General features: G+C 35.4%; 19 protein-coding genes. 7 read left to right on the top strand and 12 right to left on the bottom strand.

Annotated elements, in window-relative coordinates:
• Positions 1 to 115 precede the first annotated feature (115 nt).
• Both MKX67_RS04485 and MKX67_RS04480 read right to left on the bottom strand, forming a co-directional pair.
• Positions 116 to 1021: an ABC transporter ATP-binding protein gene (locus MKX67_RS04485; RefSeq protein WP_289432908.1), complete on the bottom strand. Its 906-nt coding sequence runs from the start codon at positions 1019 to 1021 to the stop codon at positions 116 to 118.
• Complete coding sequence (locus MKX67_RS04480; RefSeq protein ID WP_095370468.1) at positions 1022 to 1699, bottom strand: ABC transporter permease subunit; 678 nt, start codon at positions 1697 to 1699, stop codon at positions 1022 to 1024.
• A 145-nt stretch (positions 1700 to 1844) separates the two neighbouring features.
• Between MKX67_RS04480 and MKX67_RS04475 the strand changes: the two genes are divergently transcribed.
• Together MKX67_RS04475 and MKX67_RS04470 are read left to right on the top strand one after the other, a co-directional pair.
• Positions 1845 to 2552: a response regulator transcription factor gene (locus MKX67_RS04475; protein ID WP_095370469.1), complete on the top strand. Its 708-nt coding sequence runs from the start codon at positions 1845 to 1847 to the stop codon at positions 2550 to 2552.
• On the top strand, positions 2549 to 4252 hold the full coding sequence (locus MKX67_RS04470) for a HAMP domain-containing sensor histidine kinase (protein ID WP_342488921.1): 1704 nt from the start codon (positions 2549 to 2551) through the stop codon (positions 4250 to 4252). The genes MKX67_RS04475 and MKX67_RS04470 overlap by 4 nt, the downstream gene beginning before the upstream one ends.
• Positions 4253 to 4346: 94 nt before the next feature.
• On the opposite strand, the gene MKX67_RS04465 is transcribed toward MKX67_RS04470, so the two are convergent.
• Together MKX67_RS04465 and MKX67_RS04460 are read right to left on the bottom strand one after the other, a co-directional pair.
• The gene (locus MKX67_RS04465) at positions 4347 to 5108 is read right to left on the bottom strand and encodes a TerC family protein (protein WP_095370471.1); all 762 of its coding nucleotides are present in this window, start codon (positions 5106 to 5108) and stop codon (positions 4347 to 4349) included.
• Between the two features lie 390 nt (positions 5109 to 5498).
• A complete protein-coding gene (locus MKX67_RS04460; protein WP_095370472.1) occupies positions 5499 to 7181 on the bottom strand; it encodes a hypothetical protein in 1683 nt (560 codons plus the stop codon).
• A gap of 130 nt (positions 7182 to 7311) precedes the next feature.
• Between MKX67_RS04460 and MKX67_RS04455 the strand changes: the two genes are divergently transcribed.
• The gene (locus MKX67_RS04455) at positions 7312 to 8016 is read left to right on the top strand and encodes a polysaccharide deacetylase family protein (protein ID WP_342488917.1); all 705 of its coding nucleotides are present in this window, start codon (positions 7312 to 7314) and stop codon (positions 8014 to 8016) included.
• A gap of 197 nt (positions 8017 to 8213) precedes the next feature.
• Here MKX67_RS04455 and MKX67_RS04450 read toward each other — a convergent pair whose 3' ends face one another.
• The 3 genes from MKX67_RS04450 to MKX67_RS04440 form a co-directional block, all read right to left on the bottom strand.
• The gene (locus tag MKX67_RS04450) at positions 8214 to 9158 is read right to left on the bottom strand and encodes a hypothetical protein (protein ID WP_157733787.1); all 945 of its coding nucleotides are present in this window, start codon (positions 9156 to 9158) and stop codon (positions 8214 to 8216) included.
• A 229-nt stretch (positions 9159 to 9387) separates the two neighbouring features.
• Positions 9388 to 10305: a macrolide 2'-phosphotransferase gene (locus tag MKX67_RS04445; RefSeq protein ID WP_328198463.1), complete on the bottom strand. Its 918-nt coding sequence runs from the start codon at positions 10303 to 10305 to the stop codon at positions 9388 to 9390.
• A gap of 13 nt (positions 10306 to 10318) precedes the next feature.
• Positions 10319 to 11782, bottom strand: a complete 1464-nt coding sequence (locus MKX67_RS04440) for an Msr family ABC-F type ribosomal protection protein (protein ID WP_307314868.1) — start codon at positions 11780 to 11782, stop codon at positions 10319 to 10321.
• A 390-nt stretch (positions 11783 to 12172) separates the two neighbouring features.
• On the opposite strand from MKX67_RS04440, the gene MKX67_RS04435 reads away from it, so the two are divergent.
• Positions 12173 to 12556, top strand: coding sequence for a nuclear transport factor 2 family protein (locus MKX67_RS04435; RefSeq protein ID WP_307314869.1), 384 nt, complete (start codon positions 12173 to 12175; stop codon positions 12554 to 12556).
• Between the two features lie 32 nt (positions 12557 to 12588).
• On the opposite strand, the gene MKX67_RS04430 is transcribed toward MKX67_RS04435, so the two are convergent.
• A complete protein-coding gene (locus MKX67_RS04430) occupies positions 12589 to 13113 on the bottom strand; it encodes a dihydrofolate reductase family protein (protein ID WP_307314872.1) in 525 nt (174 codons plus the stop codon).
• Positions 13114 to 13287: 174 nt separating this feature from the next.
• On the opposite strand from MKX67_RS04430, the gene MKX67_RS04425 reads away from it, so the two are divergent.
• The 3 genes from MKX67_RS04425 (at position 13288) to MKX67_RS04415 (ending at position 15842) form a co-directional block, all read left to right on the top strand.
• On the top strand, positions 13288 to 13701 hold the full coding sequence (locus tag MKX67_RS04425; protein ID WP_095370479.1) for a VOC family protein: 414 nt from the start codon (positions 13288 to 13290) through the stop codon (positions 13699 to 13701).
• Positions 13702 to 14119: 418 nt separating this feature from the next.
• Positions 14120 to 14650, top strand: coding sequence for a TetR/AcrR family transcriptional regulator (locus MKX67_RS04420; protein ID WP_322910090.1), 531 nt, complete (start codon positions 14120 to 14122; stop codon positions 14648 to 14650).
• A 67-nt stretch (positions 14651 to 14717) separates the two neighbouring features.
• Positions 14718 to 15842 (top strand): MFS transporter, encoded by a 1125-nt coding sequence (locus MKX67_RS04415; protein ID WP_342488913.1) that lies wholly within the window; start codon positions 14718 to 14720, stop codon positions 15840 to 15842.
• Between the two features lie 693 nt (positions 15843 to 16535).
• Here MKX67_RS04415 and MKX67_RS04410 read toward each other — a convergent pair.
• From MKX67_RS04410 to MKX67_RS04395, 4 genes are all read right to left on the bottom strand, one after another.
• A complete protein-coding gene (locus MKX67_RS04410; protein ID WP_322910092.1) occupies positions 16536 to 16913 on the bottom strand; it encodes a hypothetical protein in 378 nt (125 codons plus the stop codon).
• A 50-nt stretch (positions 16914 to 16963) separates the two neighbouring features.
• Positions 16964 to 17659: a hypothetical protein gene (locus tag MKX67_RS04405; RefSeq protein WP_341098609.1), complete on the bottom strand. Its 696-nt coding sequence runs from the start codon at positions 17657 to 17659 to the stop codon at positions 16964 to 16966.
• 109 nt (positions 17660 to 17768) lie between these two features.
• The gene (locus MKX67_RS04400) at positions 17769 to 18011 is read right to left on the bottom strand and encodes a hypothetical protein (RefSeq protein WP_095370485.1); all 243 of its coding nucleotides are present in this window, start codon (positions 18009 to 18011) and stop codon (positions 17769 to 17771) included.
• A gap of 29 nt (positions 18012 to 18040) precedes the next feature.
• Entirely contained in the window at positions 18041 to 18673 is a 633-nt protein-coding gene (locus MKX67_RS04395; protein WP_307314891.1) for an HNH endonuclease family protein, read from the bottom strand.
• Positions 18674 to 18694: the final 21 nt, after the last annotated feature.

Here is an 18694-nt window from a genome sequence, read left to right as displayed (position 1 = left end):
AGTGTTATTTTGAAATTATTTGTTAATTTTTTCTTTAGCTCAAATGTAAAAAATAAAAGGTAGCCCGAACCAAGAATGGTTTTATAGGCTACCTTTATGATACTTAAAATCCGGTCTATCCTTCTAAGAATACTTCCTCAAGGCTAGGCTCATCTACCTCAATACGAAAAATATCAATTTTATATTGGTTAAAAGCTCTTACAATTTGAGCAATTTGTTCCTCCTTTTCTAAAGTTATTATTGTTTTCTCATCTTCTCGTTGTATCTCTTCACTCATATTATTTAACCATTGGATGACCGTATGTTCTTGATCTTGCGGAAAAATTGAATGTTTCATTGTCACAATCAGCTTCGACCGGTAATACGCTTTAAGTTCAGCAATTGTACCAAGTTTCTGTAGCTTGCCATCTTTCATAATTCCAATTCTGTTACAGAGCTTTTCAACTTCATATAAATTATGCGAAGTTAAAAATATCGTTTTCCCCATTTCCTTTAACTTAATGATTAATTGTTGAATTTCTATCGCAGATTCAACATCTAATCCCGAGGTTGGTTCGTCTAAAAATAATACTTCCGGATCATGAATAATCGCTTGAGCTAACCCTAGTTTTTTCTTCATCCCAAATGAGTATTTACCCACTCTTTTATTCGCATCTAAACCAAGTCCAACCCATTTTAAGACACGTAAACATTCTGCAGTCGTCACTTTTTTTCCAGAAATATTGGCAAAATATTTTAAATGAGCAATTGCATTCATATGATGATAGAATGCCGTATAGTCAGGCAATACTCCGATTCTTTTTTTCACTTCTTCATTTGGTACCTTTTCTCCTAGAATACTAAATGAGCCAGAAGTTGGTCGAAGAATACCTGTTAATATATTTATAAAAGTAGATTTTCCTGCCCCATTTCTACCAAGAAAACCGAAAACCTCTCCTTCTTCTACTTTTAAGTTTATCCCTTTTACAATATCGACTTTACCAAAGCGCTTTACTATATCTCTCGTTTCTATCACATTCATTTAACAATCCGTCCTTTTAAAAATAAAATAAGTCATACTATACATAACAGCAGCTTGTAAAAAAACGATAAGAAACTTAAAATCTTCGTCTTGCATATAGAATAGCGGCATCAAATATTTTAGATAGCTATACCATGCTGTAGATTCTAATATAACCATTTGAAAGATTGAAAAGGCCATCCCAAAAATCACACCAATAAACATTGTATATTGTGGACTCTTAATGACAATTGATAACAATAATGTAATAACGACAAGGTAAGTTAATAAACTTACTGTTTCCAAAAATAATCGCCCATCAAATGACTTAGAATAAAACAACGTTATTACATAACAGACAGTAAAACAGACAAACCAAAAAATCCATACTCCTAAAAATTTACCAAACAGAATATTTGCTTTGGATGTCTTCGTGACAAGAAAGCGCATCGTACGCTCACTCAATTCTCGATTTAAGACATCATGTGATAATGACATCACGAATAATGGACCAAAAAGTAGCAAGATTATCAGTAGACCACCCGCATACCAACTTGAAGTTTGTTCTAACTCCAGAATTGGTACTAATTGCTCCGTATACTTTGCAAAATAATAAGAACTGACTAAAAGAACAACAATCATAATAATCGATTTCACACTTTTGAATAATTGAAAGAATTCCTTCTTTGTAATTGCCATCAATGTTATTCCCTCCTTACGAACTACTATAATAGACTCACCTTACCTAATGAGTAACATCACCTTAATTCTACCTTAAATTTCCACAATCGCTTCTTAAAAATGATATGATATATGCGGAATACTAGCTAGGGGATGATAGAAATTGTATGATAGCAGACTATTAATAGTAGACGATGAACAGTCAATCTGTACGATGTTAGTGACGATTTTAAAAAAAGAAGGCTTTAACCATATACATACGACTGGCACAGCAGAAGATGCTTTATCATTATGTGAAAATAACGAGTATGATTTAATCCTTTTAGATGTGATGCTTCCATGTAAAAGTGGTTTTGACATCTGTCCAAGTATACGTGCGATCACTAATGCACCCATTTTTTTTCTAACGGCGAGAGCATCCGATCTAGATAAGTTATCAGGTTTTGCCTTAGGCGCTGATGATTATATTACTAAGCCCTTTAATCCACTTGAAGTCGTGGCACGGATACTTGCCCATTTACGTAGACAACAAACTCATTTACCATCAAAAAAATTAAAGCAATTCAACTTTGGCTCCCTTGAGATCAACATTCATTCAGGTGAAGTATATAAGAACAAGACAAAAATCGATCTCTCAGCTCAATTATTCCAATTACTCGTTTTCTTATGTAAGCACCCTAATCAACTATTCAGTAAAGGACAGCTTTATGAGCAAGTTTGGGGGGAGCCTTACTTAGGAGAAGATAATACGGTAATGGTTCATATTCGAAAGTTAAGAGAGAAAATCGAAGACAATCCTAGTGATCCAAAATGGATTGTGACTGTACGAGGGCTTGGCTATAAGTTTGTTAGTAGGGATACCCCAAAATGAGTATTCATCGACGTTTTATTACTCAATTTCTTTTGCAGTTGTTTTTTTATTTTATCTTCATTTCTTTTATTCTTTTAACCTTTACTGTTTTCTTTGGTTATTATTTATCAAAGGCGGAGATTGAAGGGAATGTTGGGAAAGCTGACGAACTATTTTTAGAGGATCAAATACAACTAAACAATGGGCATGTCACCATCCAATCAGAGTTAAAAGAGCTAGTAAAAAAGCAATCTGGATGGTTATTAATATTTGATAATAAAGGGCAGCTAATAAAGCATTTATACTCGCCTAAAGAGTTAGAAATGAACTTCTCAGCTTTGATAGATCATAAGGAGGATTACGATCGATATTATAGTTGGCAGTTATATAATGATAGTGAACAGCCACTCATTGTCATGTTTGGGCAAAGAAATAAAGCTGAGAAGCTCATTGATGAAATCGCCTCACATATGAACTGGACAACAGATGAATTGCAATTACCAAGGGATCTTCAACATGAAGTAATGAGTGTAGATGGATCCGTGTTTTTATCTACACTGGATGGGACAGTCTTGAATACCTTCAACAATGAGCAGAGACTGTCTATTAAAGAACTTTATCAATTAGGTAACAATAATAGCTTTTTGACAAAGAGTATTTCCAATCAGGAATCTAATAAGACACTCATTGTCTCTGTCCCTAATCCGATAAAAGAGGATGTTGAAGCAACAACGTTTATATATCATTTAAAATATCCACTGATCGCTCTCCTAATCGCTTTATTACTCACTTTTATTATTAGTGGCTTTTTATATTCGCGTAAGTTCGCATCACCTGTAACGACAGTGATCCAATGGATTGAAAATTTAGGGAATAAACAATATACGTCTCCTACAAATATTAGACATCAACAAAAGCTCTATAATAAGTCTGGAGTTATTAAGCATAAATATAGACTTTATAAAGAAGTAATGGAAACACTCTCTGCTGTAACCATCCAACTAGAAGAAAATGAAAAAATGCGAAAAAAACAAGCTAAAACAAGAGAAGACTGGATTAGTGGCTTATCACATGACTTGAAAACACCGCTTTCTTCTATTGTAGGTTACACAAAAATGTTAAATTCCGATCAATATCAATGGAGCCTAGATGAAAAAAAACATTTCATTGACACAATCGATGAGAAATCCCATTACATGATGGAGCTTATCGAAGACCTAACTTTAACTTATCGTTTACAGAATAACAGTTTACCTATTATAGAAGAATCAATAGAATTGAACGAAACGATACGTAGGACAATTATTCAGACAATGAATATGCAAGATGAGTATGCCTATACTTTTGATCTGCAATCAGAAACAAAGCAATTGATTATTTCTCTCGATCCTAAATGGTTCCAAAGAATTTTAGATAATCTCATTATGAATGCTGTGAAATACAACCCAAAAGGAACGACTATAACGATTACGACGCAGACGTTAGAAGAGAGATTGGTCATCATTACCATTGAGGATAATGGAATTGGTATGGACGATGAAACATTAGATAACTTGTTTGATCGCTACTATCGTGGGACAAATACGACTGATTCTTCTACTGGTACCGGATTAGGAATGGCAATCACTAAACAACTCGTCAAACTTCATGGAGGGTCAATTAAAGTACACAGTGATGTCGGTGTGGGGACAAAAGTGAGGATTATCCTTCCCATTAATTAAGACACAACAAATTTCTTAGTGGATATGAATACTTCATTATATCCACTGCTTTTCTTTTTTAGCATGTACTTAAAACATCCTCTATAAACACAACTCATGCTGGGTTTTTACTAGAAGAAAACCAACCTATTACTGCGATCGCAAGTAATATGCCATAAAATATGATTTGCCAAAGGGCTGAATGGGCAAATCCTTCTGGTAACCAAGCAATGTCTTCGTGTGAAAGGACCATTACGAGTAGCTTCACACCTACCCAACCGACAATCAGATAAGCGGCCCCCTCAAGGTTCGGACGTTTATGAAGTAAATCAACAAAGATATTAGCAGCAAAACGCATGAGAAGGACACCGATCAGTCCACCAATAAATACAACAAGGAAATGCCCTGTGTTCAGTCCACCAATATGACCCCAATCTGTTTCAGGTAAGGTTACACCTAAAGCAACGGCAGCTAAAATAGAATCAATGGCAAAGACTAAGTCTGCACATTCTACTTTAAATACAGTCCACCAAAACTCTTTCTGAGTAGCTTCTTCTATGACTTCTTCCTGTTGTTGAGAATGATTGTTCTTTTTCATTCTCAACCAAGTATATAGATTTTTAATTGACATGATTAATAAATATATCGCACCTAAGGCTTGAACTTGCCAGACGTTCACTAAGAAAGAAATAATAAATAATGACCCGAAACGAAGAACCATTGCACCAACTAGGCCATAAAATAAGGCTTTTTTCCGTTGTTTCTCAGGTAAATGACTGACCATTAATGCTAATACGACCGCATTATCAGCAGCAAGTAATCCTTCAAGACAGATGATAACGATTAATACACCTAAATATGGTAATAACAATTCCAATCCTTTCGACTCCCCTTTTTTGCATGATGCGTAACAAAATTTTGTTCACACATGAAGCAGTAGCAAAACAAAGAAATCCCATAGCGAGCTGTTCAGGATGGGCGGAGTCCCATGTTCTCTTCTCTAAACGGCAAATCTCTTTTATAATGTCTCAGGCAGTTACTGCATACTTATTTTTCCTAAATTCCTCGATTTCAACCTATTAATCCTCTATAAATTTGTTATTCATAAAATAATTTAGTAAATAACGGGTGAAAAACCATCCTCACTAAAGAAAGAGTAAAAAATAGTTAGACAATGGTTAAATAGATGAAATTGGCTACCAAATAAAAAAACGCACACAAATTCTGTTTTCATAACAGAATTGTGCACGTTTTAAGTAAAGCATTGTTATTCTAATCCATTAATGGTCATTTCTTTAACAGGTAAAAACATTTCACCTGTATTTAAATAGGTCATCTCTACTTCATCATCTTCTTGCAAATAGATCGCTAGCGGATTGTTTTCAGTAGAGGCAATGAAATTCTTACCATCTTCCAAAAGGAAGGATACGTTTGTTGATTCCCCTACTCTTTCTTTATATACCCTAACTACTTTTCCTGTTAATTGGACTTCTTCAGCACTAGAGCTTCCTTCAACACTTCCACTACCACGTTGTAGAGCTGTTTTATATTGCTTCAATGCATCATTTGGTGTACTAGCATAAACAGCAATTTCCGGATTCGCAGCTGAAACGATAAAATAGTTTTGCAAGAAGCCATTTGTATCTAATACCGGTGTTAACCAGCTTGCTTCACCATAGAAATTATATAGGATTGGCATTTTACCATACCATTTTTTCTCAATGAATTTCTTTTCGATAATTTGTAATGCCCCTTGAGAATCCATATAAGACTCTTCAAGATTCCCCGTATAATAAGTCGCTTCACCTGTTCGAGAGTTCGTCAAAGAATATCCTAGCATAGAGTCAACGCCCTCTTTCGGACTGGTGAAATCAGTGAAATAATACATATCGCCTTTTTCATCAAAAATAGGACTCACATTCGCTTCTGTACCTTCATCTGATGGTAACTTCACATCAGATTTTCCAAATAAACTATTCCAGTAGCCATTCACATATTTTCCGAAGTAGCTATTATGCAAGCTAACTGTCTCCGGCGAAACAGCTCCGTCAATAAAAGCAGGTACATCTTTTAATTTATATTGCTTAGCAGCTCCTGTTAACGGGTCAACCATCACTATCCCCAATGGATTAAAACCGTTTCTTGCGCTAATAAATTCACCATAGGTGCGAATATAAAAAGGCTTACCATCATCATCAATTTCTAATTGCACATCACCATAGAAAATATAATCAGGGTATTGCATTCGAATCTGGCGATAAATATCTTTGTTTAAGAAGGAAGATGGTGTATAAGCCATTTCCGATTTAATAAACTTTGGATTGGCACTAGAGTCTGTTGCACTTACAGTAAAATACCCTGGTGTAGTATCACCTTGTATCCATTTAAAGAAACCGGAAAATTCTACTGGTGCAATATACACATATTGCCCATCTACTTTTTGTATTTGTAAACTCCCAAGTTCATAATAGCTCGTGTTTGGCACTTGCCCAAAAGCTTTCTTCATTTTATTACGAGCAAAATCAGGCGGCACACTTGCTGGTGTTTCATTCTCATCAAATGTTTCAATTTCTTCTTCGACCTGCATTTGTGCTTTTTCAAATTTCTTATCTGCATTAAAGACAAATGCGAAAGACATATAAGCGATAGCTATGATACCTATTAAACCTAGTACTAATTTAACCTTACGTTCTATACCTTTAGCAAAGAAACCGCCAAGTACAGCTAACACTGTTAAACCGATAACAAGACCATTCATATTGCGATCTAAATTAGTGAAGTAGTAAATACTAAAGATAATAATAAAGAGGAGAATGAAGATAAAAAGGAACCCGTTAATTGAAGGGCTTTTTTTCTTTTCTTCCCCCTTTTGAAATAAAGATAAGATTGGAAACAAAATAACTGCGCTTACCACAGCGATTATAAGTGAGAATATAAATAGTTCTCCCATGGAGTATCCCCTTTCGTTTTTGCAATGTTCTACTATGTTATACGGATCTACACGGAAATAGTTTCAGTCCTTTTTCATTTTTTTGTTATAATCAAGACTAATGAAATCTAAAATGTGAGGAAATAGTAATGTGAGAAAAAAAACATATCTTAAAATCCCTTTGTCGTTACTGTTACTTTGTTTGCTTTTATTCGGTAGCTATGAATTAATGAATGCAAGATCATATCAATTATTCGGAAACATAACAAATAGCATTGAAACCGATGAAAAAGTAGTTGCTCTTACTTTCGATGATGGTCCAACTAAAAATGTGGAACAGGTTCTTCACTTATTGGAACAATACAATGCAAAGGCCACTTTCTTTCTGATTGGTCAAGATATAGAGAAGTTTCCCGAAGAAACGAAAGCAATTATTGAAGCTGATCATCAAGTTGGTAATCATACATTTTCACATGCAAGAATGATTTTCAAGTCACCGACATTTATTAAAGAGGAAATTGATAAAACCGATGAACTCATCCATGAAGCGGGATATAAAGGCGAGATAGACTTTAGACCACCAAACGGCAAAAAATTAGTATTCTTACCTTATTATCTCAAGCAACAAGAAAAAGAAACGATTACATGGAATATTGAACCTGATACTTTTTTCACTACACCAGAGGAAAAAATCGACTATGTATTAGAAGCAATCCACCCTGGTTCTATTATTCTCCTTCATCCAATGTATGATCAATCTGGTGACGAACTTCAAGTGATCGAAGAAATTTTAAAAGCTTTAACAGAAGAAGGCTATCGATTTATTACTGTCGATGACCTACAAACATTAGAATAAAGTTTATAAAACTTTCGCTTCAAGGAGTTTTTTCACCTTTCATTCTATCTATTAAAAAACTTGTACTAAAATAAAGGGCTGGTATACCAATGACTAGATAAAGCCAGCTCTTTGGCATCAAAAGGTTATAAAAATAACTAAATAATACACCCCAGCTAAATAAAATAATAAAATAAGCTAACTTTTTAAAGACTGTTCTAACCTCCTGTTCTTAACCCTTTCAATATATCTGTATGTTGACAATATAGCTTTCTCCCATATTGACAGATTTCCTTATAATGTATATTCAACCATTTATCCATATCTTTTTGTTCATTTTTCTTGAAAAAGAATGTAGATAGTTGCTGCATGATTTGGTAAGATGCATAGTTATGTGGAATATCATTATTTATGGCTTGATGGATTAACCTTTCTAGCAAACGATGGTCTGAGTAATAGATGAGCTCGATTAATTTTGCGCGATACTCCAGCTCCTTCCCGCTTAAATTCGGATAATGTTTATAATCGTTGATATGTTGAGCTTCATGCTTTAAAAATGAAACGAGGTACTGATCTTCATTTAAATATTCTCTATAGCGAGGAAGTATACAATAGATCCCTTCCTTCGATGCCCATCCACCTGCTCCTATTTCTCCAAAAGTGGCATAGTCTAGCCAACCCAGCATCAAAAAATCATCGAGGAAAAATACTTGAACCGTTTCTATTTCATTTAAAAGTTCAACATCTACCTTTTTACTTTCTGTAGTTTGCCAAATATATGGACCATAATGTGGAAATGTCCTTCCTCCGACGAATGAATAGCCTTTCTCTTTAAATATTTGTCTCAGCTCTTCTTCTATTTCTTCCATCGACTGAGCATGGCTAAATGTTGATTTACCTAAACCTATTAATAGATCACTTTCCGCTTGAGAAACATCTTTTCTCCTAGTTAAAACATCTATAAAATAGCTGTGATAACAATTAACTACATTTGCTATCCACTTATCAACATGTTGAAAAGGTTCATTCTTCTGAAAGAAGCGCTGTTGATAACTTTTCAACATGGCTTCCTCTTCTGCAGTACGATGCTCCTTTCTTATTAATTGTTGATAGATTTGTGTGATCTCGCCCTGAATACAGAGTTGATAGAGTAAATGTGCCACCCGAAAAACCTCCATTTGCTGTTCTTCCTATGTGGGATTCGACATTATTCTTCTATTACCTTCATTATTCTTAATGGTTCAGTTCAACTATGGATCACCTACGGATAATCGTCGTATGTTGCTTCACCCTGTTTTCAAATGACGATTGTAGATTTCAAACGAATGATAGTAAAAACAAACGAGCAAATCTTTTCACAGTCTTTGCTCGCTTGTTGAGTATCTCTAGGATTTATTTGCTGCTCTCCTCATTATCCCCATCTACACCAAGCATCGTTTTTGCCATCTTCTCCATTTCCTCCAAGCCAGAGAGTTGAGCAAATTCAGCTACTCCAACGGCTGCTGCACTGACAAGTTCGATGATATGCTCTTTCATAAATGGCCATGTCCTGCCGCCCGCTTTTTCATAAGCTGAGATGACTGCATCTAACCCCTCTTCTCCAAAAATTAAATAATGAGAAGTAAAGTCTATAGATACATCACCGACAGCTACTTCAGTCCAGTCTATCAATCCTGTTACCTCTTTCTCTTTATTCACAAGAATATGCCCTGGATGCACGTCACCGTGAAGCAATCCTGTATGATTGGGCCATAGGCGATCATTCGCCAACCACTTCTGCCAACGTCTCCAAAGTTCATCGCTTACCCCATAAATCTCCTTTACCTTATTCATTCTTGAACTCATTTCCTCTTTTGCTTGGGAACTATTAAAAATTTTAATACCAATATCTTTCACATAGGGGATCGGCGTTCGGTGAAGTTCTGCCAGTATTTCACCTAACGTTGCGTGATACCTTGTCAAATCACTTTCCTTATCGAAGCTCCAAACATAGTTTTGTATCTCATGATCGATTGTGCCAGCTGGTATACCGTCTAATTGTTTGTAGGCCATACAATCATTCGTAAAAACCTCCCAATGCGGTGCTTTAATGCTCGTATGTTTATAAAGTACTTCAAGTACCGCATGCTCCTGTTTTGAACGAGTCATTGAATCTTCACGGCGTGGTATACGTAATATCCACTGATTATTTTCCTTATCCACAACATGTGCAACTAAGAAATCCATACCTGATTCATTTATTTTAATTTCTTCCTCATCAATCATTAATCCATGTTTGTTAGCTAGTCTTTTCACTTCTTTTTTATCCATTTTTATCTCTCCTTTATTTCACTTGTTTTATTTGTTGCTCTTCAATTTTAAAAATATGATCCGCCACTCTTTTCACGAAAGTTCGGTCATGACTTACCAGCAGTACAGTCCCTTCATATGCATGAAGAAAACTTTCCAATGCTTGTATGGCTCTTATATCTAGAAAATTGGTTGGTTCATCTAAGATGAGTACATTATTACTTCCTAAAAATAGCTGACATAATACAAGTCTGGTTGATTCTCCACCACTTAAGGTCATTACCGATTTCTGCAAGTCATTCCCTTCAAAACCCATAGAATGAAGGACTGTACGAACTTTACTTTCAGCATATACACTGTTTTCATTCATAAATGCTAAAACCGTTTGTACACCTTCTAATAAATAATTATGCTGATGATAAACACCAAATGATACATTAGGAGATAGAACTATTCCATCCCCATTGGAGACGATATGTTTAAGTAAAACCGTTTTACCGGAACCATTCCTTCCCTCAATGGCAATGATCTTTCTTAATGGGAACTGGAAACTGGCATGTGTTAATAATCGTTTGCCATCAACAGATAAAGAGACTCTATCTCCCATTATTGGGTATTTATTATGCATTTGAAGAATTTTTGATTGTGGGAAGTGGTGCACACGATCAACTTCCGGTGTCTTTACCTCTCCTAACTGATCTATTCTTTGTTCTATTGCCTTCGCCTGACGATGAATGTTCCTTTGACTTGTATCTTTTGATTTCGTCATGAACATTCGGTTCGCTTTTGCTTTTGCCTCTTTTTTCGACATTGAACGATTGGCTTGATTCACTTTTTCTGCTTGCTTCATTTTTTCATCCGCTGCTTGAATTAATCTTTGTTTTTCTTTCTTATATTGTTCAAATGCTTGAATATGCTGATTGTGAGCTAGTTGTTTCTGTGACTCATAGTCAGAATAGTTGCCCACATATTCTGTTACGTGTCCATCTTCAACTTCCCATATTTTTGTTACCAATTGATCGAGCAAGTATCTATCATGACTAATAATAATGAGCGAACCGTAATAATACATAAGCTCATCTATTAAAAAATCTATGCCTTCACTATCCAGATGGGTTGTCGGTTCGTCGATAAGCAATCCTTCATAATAGGTGGAAAAAAGTTGAGCAAGTTTTAATCGTGTCTGTTCACCACCACTTAAATGATTCACATCCTCATTTGGTACGGATAACCTTGATAATAACTCTCCGTCTGCTTGCCTTGTTTCCGGCACTTCTTTTTGCTCAAAGTAGCCAAAGTCAATCTGTTTACTCACACTTCCTTTTAAAGGATAGATATCCCCATACATAAGCTTTAATAGGGTCGTTTTACCACTACCATTCTTCCCAACAATCCCAATTCGATCATACTGGTAGACTGATAAATAAGGAATCTCTAAAATAATACGATCTAGATATGTCACCTCAATATTTTTTATTTCTAATGTTAATTGTCCCACGCTGCCACTTCCTTTAGTTGAGTGATTAAAGGAATGTGATCATAAAAAAACACAGACGCGCTCGGTTGTCTGTGTTTAGGGTAAACGTATATGGTGGTATTTGTTTTAGAGATAACAAAAAAACACAGACAATCTGCGTTTTCTGTTCGAAATTATCACGATGAAAACCATTAAAAATGTGCAGACTACTCCCGTTTACCCTGTTTATGAAAACAGAGCCTTTGAACATTATTCAATTAGCTGTTCAAAGTAACGTGGCGTAATCTCATACTTGCAGTCATTTTTAATGATCCTCCCTTCTTTTATTAATAATAACTATATTATGTTCTCCATAGATTTGTCAATCAGGCAAAAAATCCGGTAAGATACATAAAAAGGAGTGAAAGTATAATGGACTTTACCTTTACTTACCCAAAAGATTGTAGCAATGCACCAAAAAAAGAGACGATTAAAGAAATGATACATGCTTTTGCTCGTAAAGATCCCTCCCAAGGTTCTCACTATTTGTCAGAGGATATCCAATGGCAACGAGTGAACCATCAGTCAATCATTGGCAAAGAGAGCCTATTTCATTTCTTTGCTAACACTGAAAATAATCATGTTTTATCTCTACATATTGAGCGAATTATCACCCATGGAAAACTTGCGTCAGCGGATGGCACTTATACTATGTCAGATGGTTCAACATTTTCTTTTTGCCATATCATTACCTTCACAAGTGCCGGGAAAAATACAATTAATACTGTCAAAACCTTTTTAATTAAACACGATTGAATGATTTTGACAGAACATTAATTCTCGAAACATTACCTTTCCACAACATAATGTAATTCAACAAATTGATTAAAGGTTCTCGTGCTTATTAAAGAAAGATTGAATTGATAATCACCTGCCTTAAAAAGGGGAATGCCCTCACCAATGATTCTTGGTGCAACAGTAACAATCATTTCATCTATAAGATTTTCCTGTAAGAATGTATAAAGTAAGTCACCCCCACCGATTAGCCATATGCTTTTTCCCTCACCATTTTTCAAATGATTTGTAAATGCTTTAATATCTGGATGAATAAATTTCACATATTCCGTATCTTCATTCACTGATCGGGAGAACACAAAACATTCCTTATCCTTGTATGGAAATTCTCCCTTTTCTTGTTCCATTACCCAATCATACGTACGCTTTCCTATTAAGATTGTATCCACACCGTTGATAAACTCACCGTAGCCATTATCTCCTTCTGACTCCACACTAAATAACCAATCTAGTGAATCTTCTTTTGTTGCGATATAACCATCTAAACTTTGAGCAATATATAGTACTACTTTTCTCATCATAACCCTCCTAAAAAGAACAATTGTTCGTATATTTTAACATACATCTTCATTCATATCATCTACACCGAATAGATAATCATACATATTTAAATCAATTGATATTTAAAAATTTAAAATATTTCACTTTTTGTATTATTATTATAATTAAGCCAATTTTTTAGGAGGAAACCTATGTTTAAAGTCGGTAGCATTTTTATTCCTGTGTCAGATATTGAAAAATCTTCTTCATGGTACGTAAAATACTTAGGTGCGACGAAAATTGACGTTTGGGAAGGGGGCGCGGGATTTTATTTACCTACTGGGTCAACTCAGTTAGCTTTAATCAAAGTGAATCGTCCACAACCGACGGAATTCACTATACAAGATAACCAAAAAAACGCCTATTATAATTTTGTCGTGGATAACATCGTAACAGTTCATCAGTATTTTAATAAAAATGGAGTCATAACGACTGATATTCAACATATGGGAGAGATGGCGTTCTTCGATTTTTTCGATATAGATGGTAATCCATTTAGTGTAGTAAATGAAGTAAAAGATTCACCGTATCATTCAGAGAATGTAAAAAGAATGCAAGAAAAGTAAGAAGGAAAAGAGGTTAGGATATCAGTATGCTAGCTAAGGATTTATCGAATGATTAGGTATATCTAACAGCTAATCATTCGGGTTTTTTGTAATTTATCTTTTTATATGAAGTAAATAGTGGACCGGAGCGGAAGACACTCGACTCCTGTGGGAAATAGAGGGGGAGCTTGTGATCCCGCAGGTAATGCCCTAGGAGGCTCAAGCCCCTCCCCGCGGGAAGCAAGTGTACGCGAGGGCAATGGAATTTTTGGTAAAAGGAGTTTTATAAATCATAATTTGTAATTGTTCGTTTTTGATTTTAGCTCATTTTGTTATGTTCCTACCTCCTTTATCCAAACGAATCAGCTTAATTGAAAAACCCCTTTTAATGGTTTACTATTTATATAATGAACGTTATATCTAAAGGATGTGTGGGTAAATGAGTAAAAAGAAAGAGCAATTACTTGAAAAATCAGAGAAATTATTTGATCAGCACGGCTTTCATACAGTTGGCTTAAAACAAATTATTAAAGAATCTAATGTGGCTCTTATGACAATGTACAACCACTTTGCATCGAAAGAAGCGCTTATTTTAGAAGTGTTACGTAGAAGAGAAGAAAGATATTTTGACATTTTAGAAAATGCCTTATCCAATCAGGGCAACTTAGCTATTCGATTAGCCGAGGCACACATCAATTGGTTAAGAATAAACGGTTCAAATGGTTGTATGTTTCTGCGGGCTAGAGAGGAGTATTCTTTAGAACCTTCATTTAATGGTGAGATTGTCAGTTTTACTGAACAACATAAAAGACGGCTCATTGATTTTTTCACAAGTAAAGGATTGAATAGCAACGAGGCACTAAGGCTTGAATTGTTATTTGAAGGAGCTACCGCTTTGGCAGAAGTATTTGCTATAGAGACTGTAGCAACAGAATTTCATCATTCAGTATCGAGTTTGTTTTCGGAATAGAGGGTCTCGCTCTTTATTTCAAGAAAATATAATGAACGTTATATCTATTTGAATGAGGTGAATAAACATGAGAAAAGTAATACTACCTGGATTAGCAATGATTGCTGTCACATATGCACTTGCCCGCTTAAGTTATGGCTTATTTCTCCCAAATATCTCGAATACATTGGGCATGAGTGAAGGTGAAGCTGGGCTAGGGAGTTCCATTGCATTTATCGCCTATGCACTTGCTTTATTACTTTCAGCCTTATTGATTAAACATTTTGGCTACCGGAAAGTGAATCTCTTTGCTGGTTTTACAGCCGTTTTTGGACTACTAGGGATGGCTAGTGCGCCATCTATTTTATACTTAAATATAAGCCTATTTATAGCTGGTTTAGGTAGTGGATTAGCTTCTCCAGCATTAAGTCAAATGGTGCAAAACACTTTATCAAAAGAAAAGCTCGACCAAGGAAACACATGGATCAATAGTGGAACCAGCTTTGGTATTATTTTGAGCGGACCCATCGTTATTTTATTTACTGATCATTGGCGATTAGCTTACTTACTATTTGCTGTTATTGCTGCTCTTGTATTGATTTGGAATCATTTTTCTCTTCCTCCTGATGAGAAAAAGGAATCGTTATCAGATAACAATATTAAATATCTATCTGCTATAAAAACAGCTAAATATTTATTAGTTGCTTCCCTTTTAATCGGCGGAAGTTCTTCAATTTACTGGACTTTTTCAAGAAGCTTCATAACTTCAAGCTATGGACTAGGAATCAATGAAAGTGTGATATTCTGGATTATCATAGGATTGGCTGGCATACTTGGAGGCGTTTCAGGAAACTTTATTCAAAAACTGGGATTGTCCCTGTCTTACCGATTACTTGTCTTTTTACTAGCAACGTCTATCTTTCTATTAACAATTCCAAGCGCTGTGGCTATTTACCTTTCGGCTGGTCTATTTGGCAGTACCTACGTTTTCCTCACGGGACTATGTATTGTCTGGGCCACGAGGATTTTTCCCGTTTTGCCGGCTTTAGGAGTAAGTTTATCCTTTTTCGCACTGGGAATCGGGCAATCATTAGGTTCCTATCTCGCCGGTATATCCATTGAAATGACTTCCTATCCTTTTAGTTTCAACATATTTGCCGCCTTTTGCTTAGTCGCTTTGTTTGTCACAACGAAGAAGAAGTCAACGTCATGAGTAGGATCTGCTTTTTCATAGGTAATCACCGCTACACGAAATAAAGAATAAGCATCAGTTATTGTTGCCTCAAACAATAACTGATGCTTATTCTTTGTTCAGAACTTTCATTCAATTCTAGAGTTGCTTAGTTAGGATGGATGTTACCATTCACACTATCCACTTTTAAACTCGCTACCCTTTGTCCTTTAGATTCTTCCAATAAGCATTCCTTATAAATTGGGTTATTTTTAAATTGTTCTAAGACTCTATGAAAATCTTTCTCCTGCTCGTATTCTATACACTCAACTAATTGTCCTCTGTTGTTGGTTATTTTTATCGTATGCATACTCTTTGTTGTTTCCCCCACCTATTCTTATTTATTAATATTTATACTATTAACCTGTATATTTTCGTTTCCTCCTTATACAGTAACACATTCAACTTTTACTTTGAATGACATTTATAAGACAATATTAACATTAATTTTAATAAAATTAATCAACTAACGTCAAAATGCATACAATGAATGATTATACAACATTTGAGAATACTGGATTACTCTAACCCTTAAAAATCCTCCACAATAAAATGTAGAAGTAAGGCGACCTGATTAATCTAGTGATTAGTTGTCCATTTACTATGATTATTTCTGCCATCCGCAAAAAAAACCTATTATCCATGAAGGTAATAGGTTATCTCTAACAAGTTATTTTATTCTTCTTCTTCTTCGACAACTACCTCATGTTCACCTATATAAATGGGGCCATTGGCATGATCAATTCTAATCGGCCATTCATAAGGAACAGCCAGTCTTTTTGCTACTGTTCTCCAAAACTTTGTTGAATCTCTTTCGAACTCTTGGAAATCTTGCAATAATTCTTTATAAGAAGAACCATCGAACTGTACATACATCTCTTGTAATCTCATAAAAGCCATATGACGTATTTCTAATTCGGCTGCTTGCTCCATTTCTTCTTCTGTTGCTTCAGCAATAATCGTACCTGGAGGGGGTAATATGGTATAAATATTATCTATTTCCACTTCTTGGTCAACTGTTTCTACGTTTTTATTACGATTACGGTTAAACATAAGCATCTTCTCCTATTATCTATTATCTATTATCTATTATCTCATTCATATTAGCTTAAATTAGAAACAATTGGAAGTGGAATTTTATTACGATACACTTCTAATCCAACTACATCATTCGAATTTTCATTTACCCAAAGAACGAGATCTCCAGCCATTCTACTAAAAGTGCGAATAGTATAAGATGTGATTAACTCATCCTCTAGTTGCCAACCAGTAGGCTGAAGGAGAATCGATTCCTGTTGAACAAAAAAGGTTGCATGAAAAAAGGAGAAAACTTCTTCCGTTTCTCTTGAGCTTAATTGTGCGATTTTCTCTTTATTGATGAGATAATATTTTATTTTTTGTGGTGTATCTGAGAGTTTTATTCGTTTTCTTCTATATAAATCTTGGATAGCCGGATACCCATTCTTTTGGAGATGCTTTTCTATAATGATCCTTGATTCTGGTTTCAAATGAAATAAATTCATTTCCTTTACCCGTCCAGCAATAATGGTTTCTTTTATTTCCTCATAATGAGGAGCAGCCATCTCCATCACAAGCAATCTCGCCTGTTCATCAGGTATTGGATAGACCATCATACTAGACTCTTCATTAATGATATCCACGGCGGCGAATAACTGACAAACAGCACTCATCGTTTTCGGACTTTTCTTTACAATTATTTTCCTCATTCTGAAATCTTTTATTTCTCCCTTATCTATTGAACAAGGATGTCCTTCTATTTCAGTTAGCCAATTAAACATCGGTACTCCTTTCCATGGTTTATTGAATATGGCTATCCTTCAATTTAATTAAAGCTTGAATACCTTCACGCCGACTTCCACATTCAAGAACGCCACATTACATTTATGATTATTGCCTGTTTAATACTGCAATTAACATCCGGTGTATCACATCATGGTCCCGAGTGTCATGTAACTGATAGTTTCCCCCTGGAAGTGTGTACCATTCATCCGCATCTAGATAAGTAATCGCAAGAGTGAGGTTACCTTCTTTGTCAGATGTCGTTCGTAATTCAAGATCCCCACTGATGACACCAACCTCAGTAGTCATAACACCATGAGTTGCCTTAAACACAGATGAGATTGTATCCATTTAATTGACTCCTTTCATTGGTTGATTGTTTAATAGGAGCAACTATTGAGCATTCCTTGAAGAGCTGTTTTTTCAGAACTCTGCAAATGCAAACTCCAATTGTATTTTGTATTGATCCACATTTTAGCATAAGCACAATTTGCACCTGCACGAGGTGGTTGCCATGTGGATGGATCTTGGTCACCTTTGGAACGATTGGAGCTGGCTGATACTGCGATGAGTTGTGGTCCATTGAGGTCATTGGCGAAGTCCTCTCTTTTAGCAGTTGACCAACTGCTTGCCCCAGAACGCCATGCTTCTGCGAGTGGAACGACATGGTCAATATCTAATTGTGAGGGGTCATTGAAAGTGATGCCATCATAATAGCTATACCATTTACCTGAAGTCACTGGACAATTACCACTATAATTGTCGGCATCACGCTTAAGGATTACTTGTCTTGTATCACAACCATCCCCTTGACTAATCCAGTGAGGGAATTTTTCTCGACTATAGCCACTCATGGATCCCTCATTTTGTACATTTAACGAATTAAGTTGTGCTTGGGTAGTAGATTTGGATGGCAAATCTGGAGGCAAAGCAGAAGCAGGTAATAAATCATACTGAAAAACAAGCAATGATAAAACAAGAGACAAAGAGAACAGCAACGACTTTTTCAACATAGAATTCCTCCTCATTATAAT

The sequence above is a fragment of the Cytobacillus sp. FSL W7-1323 genome (genome assembly GCF_038595015.1).
Lineage (GTDB): Bacteria > Bacillota > Bacilli > Bacillales > Cytobacillaceae > Cytobacillus > Cytobacillus kochii.
Note: the sequence above shows the minus strand (reverse complement) of the source record. Positions and strands in the feature narration are given on the sequence as shown.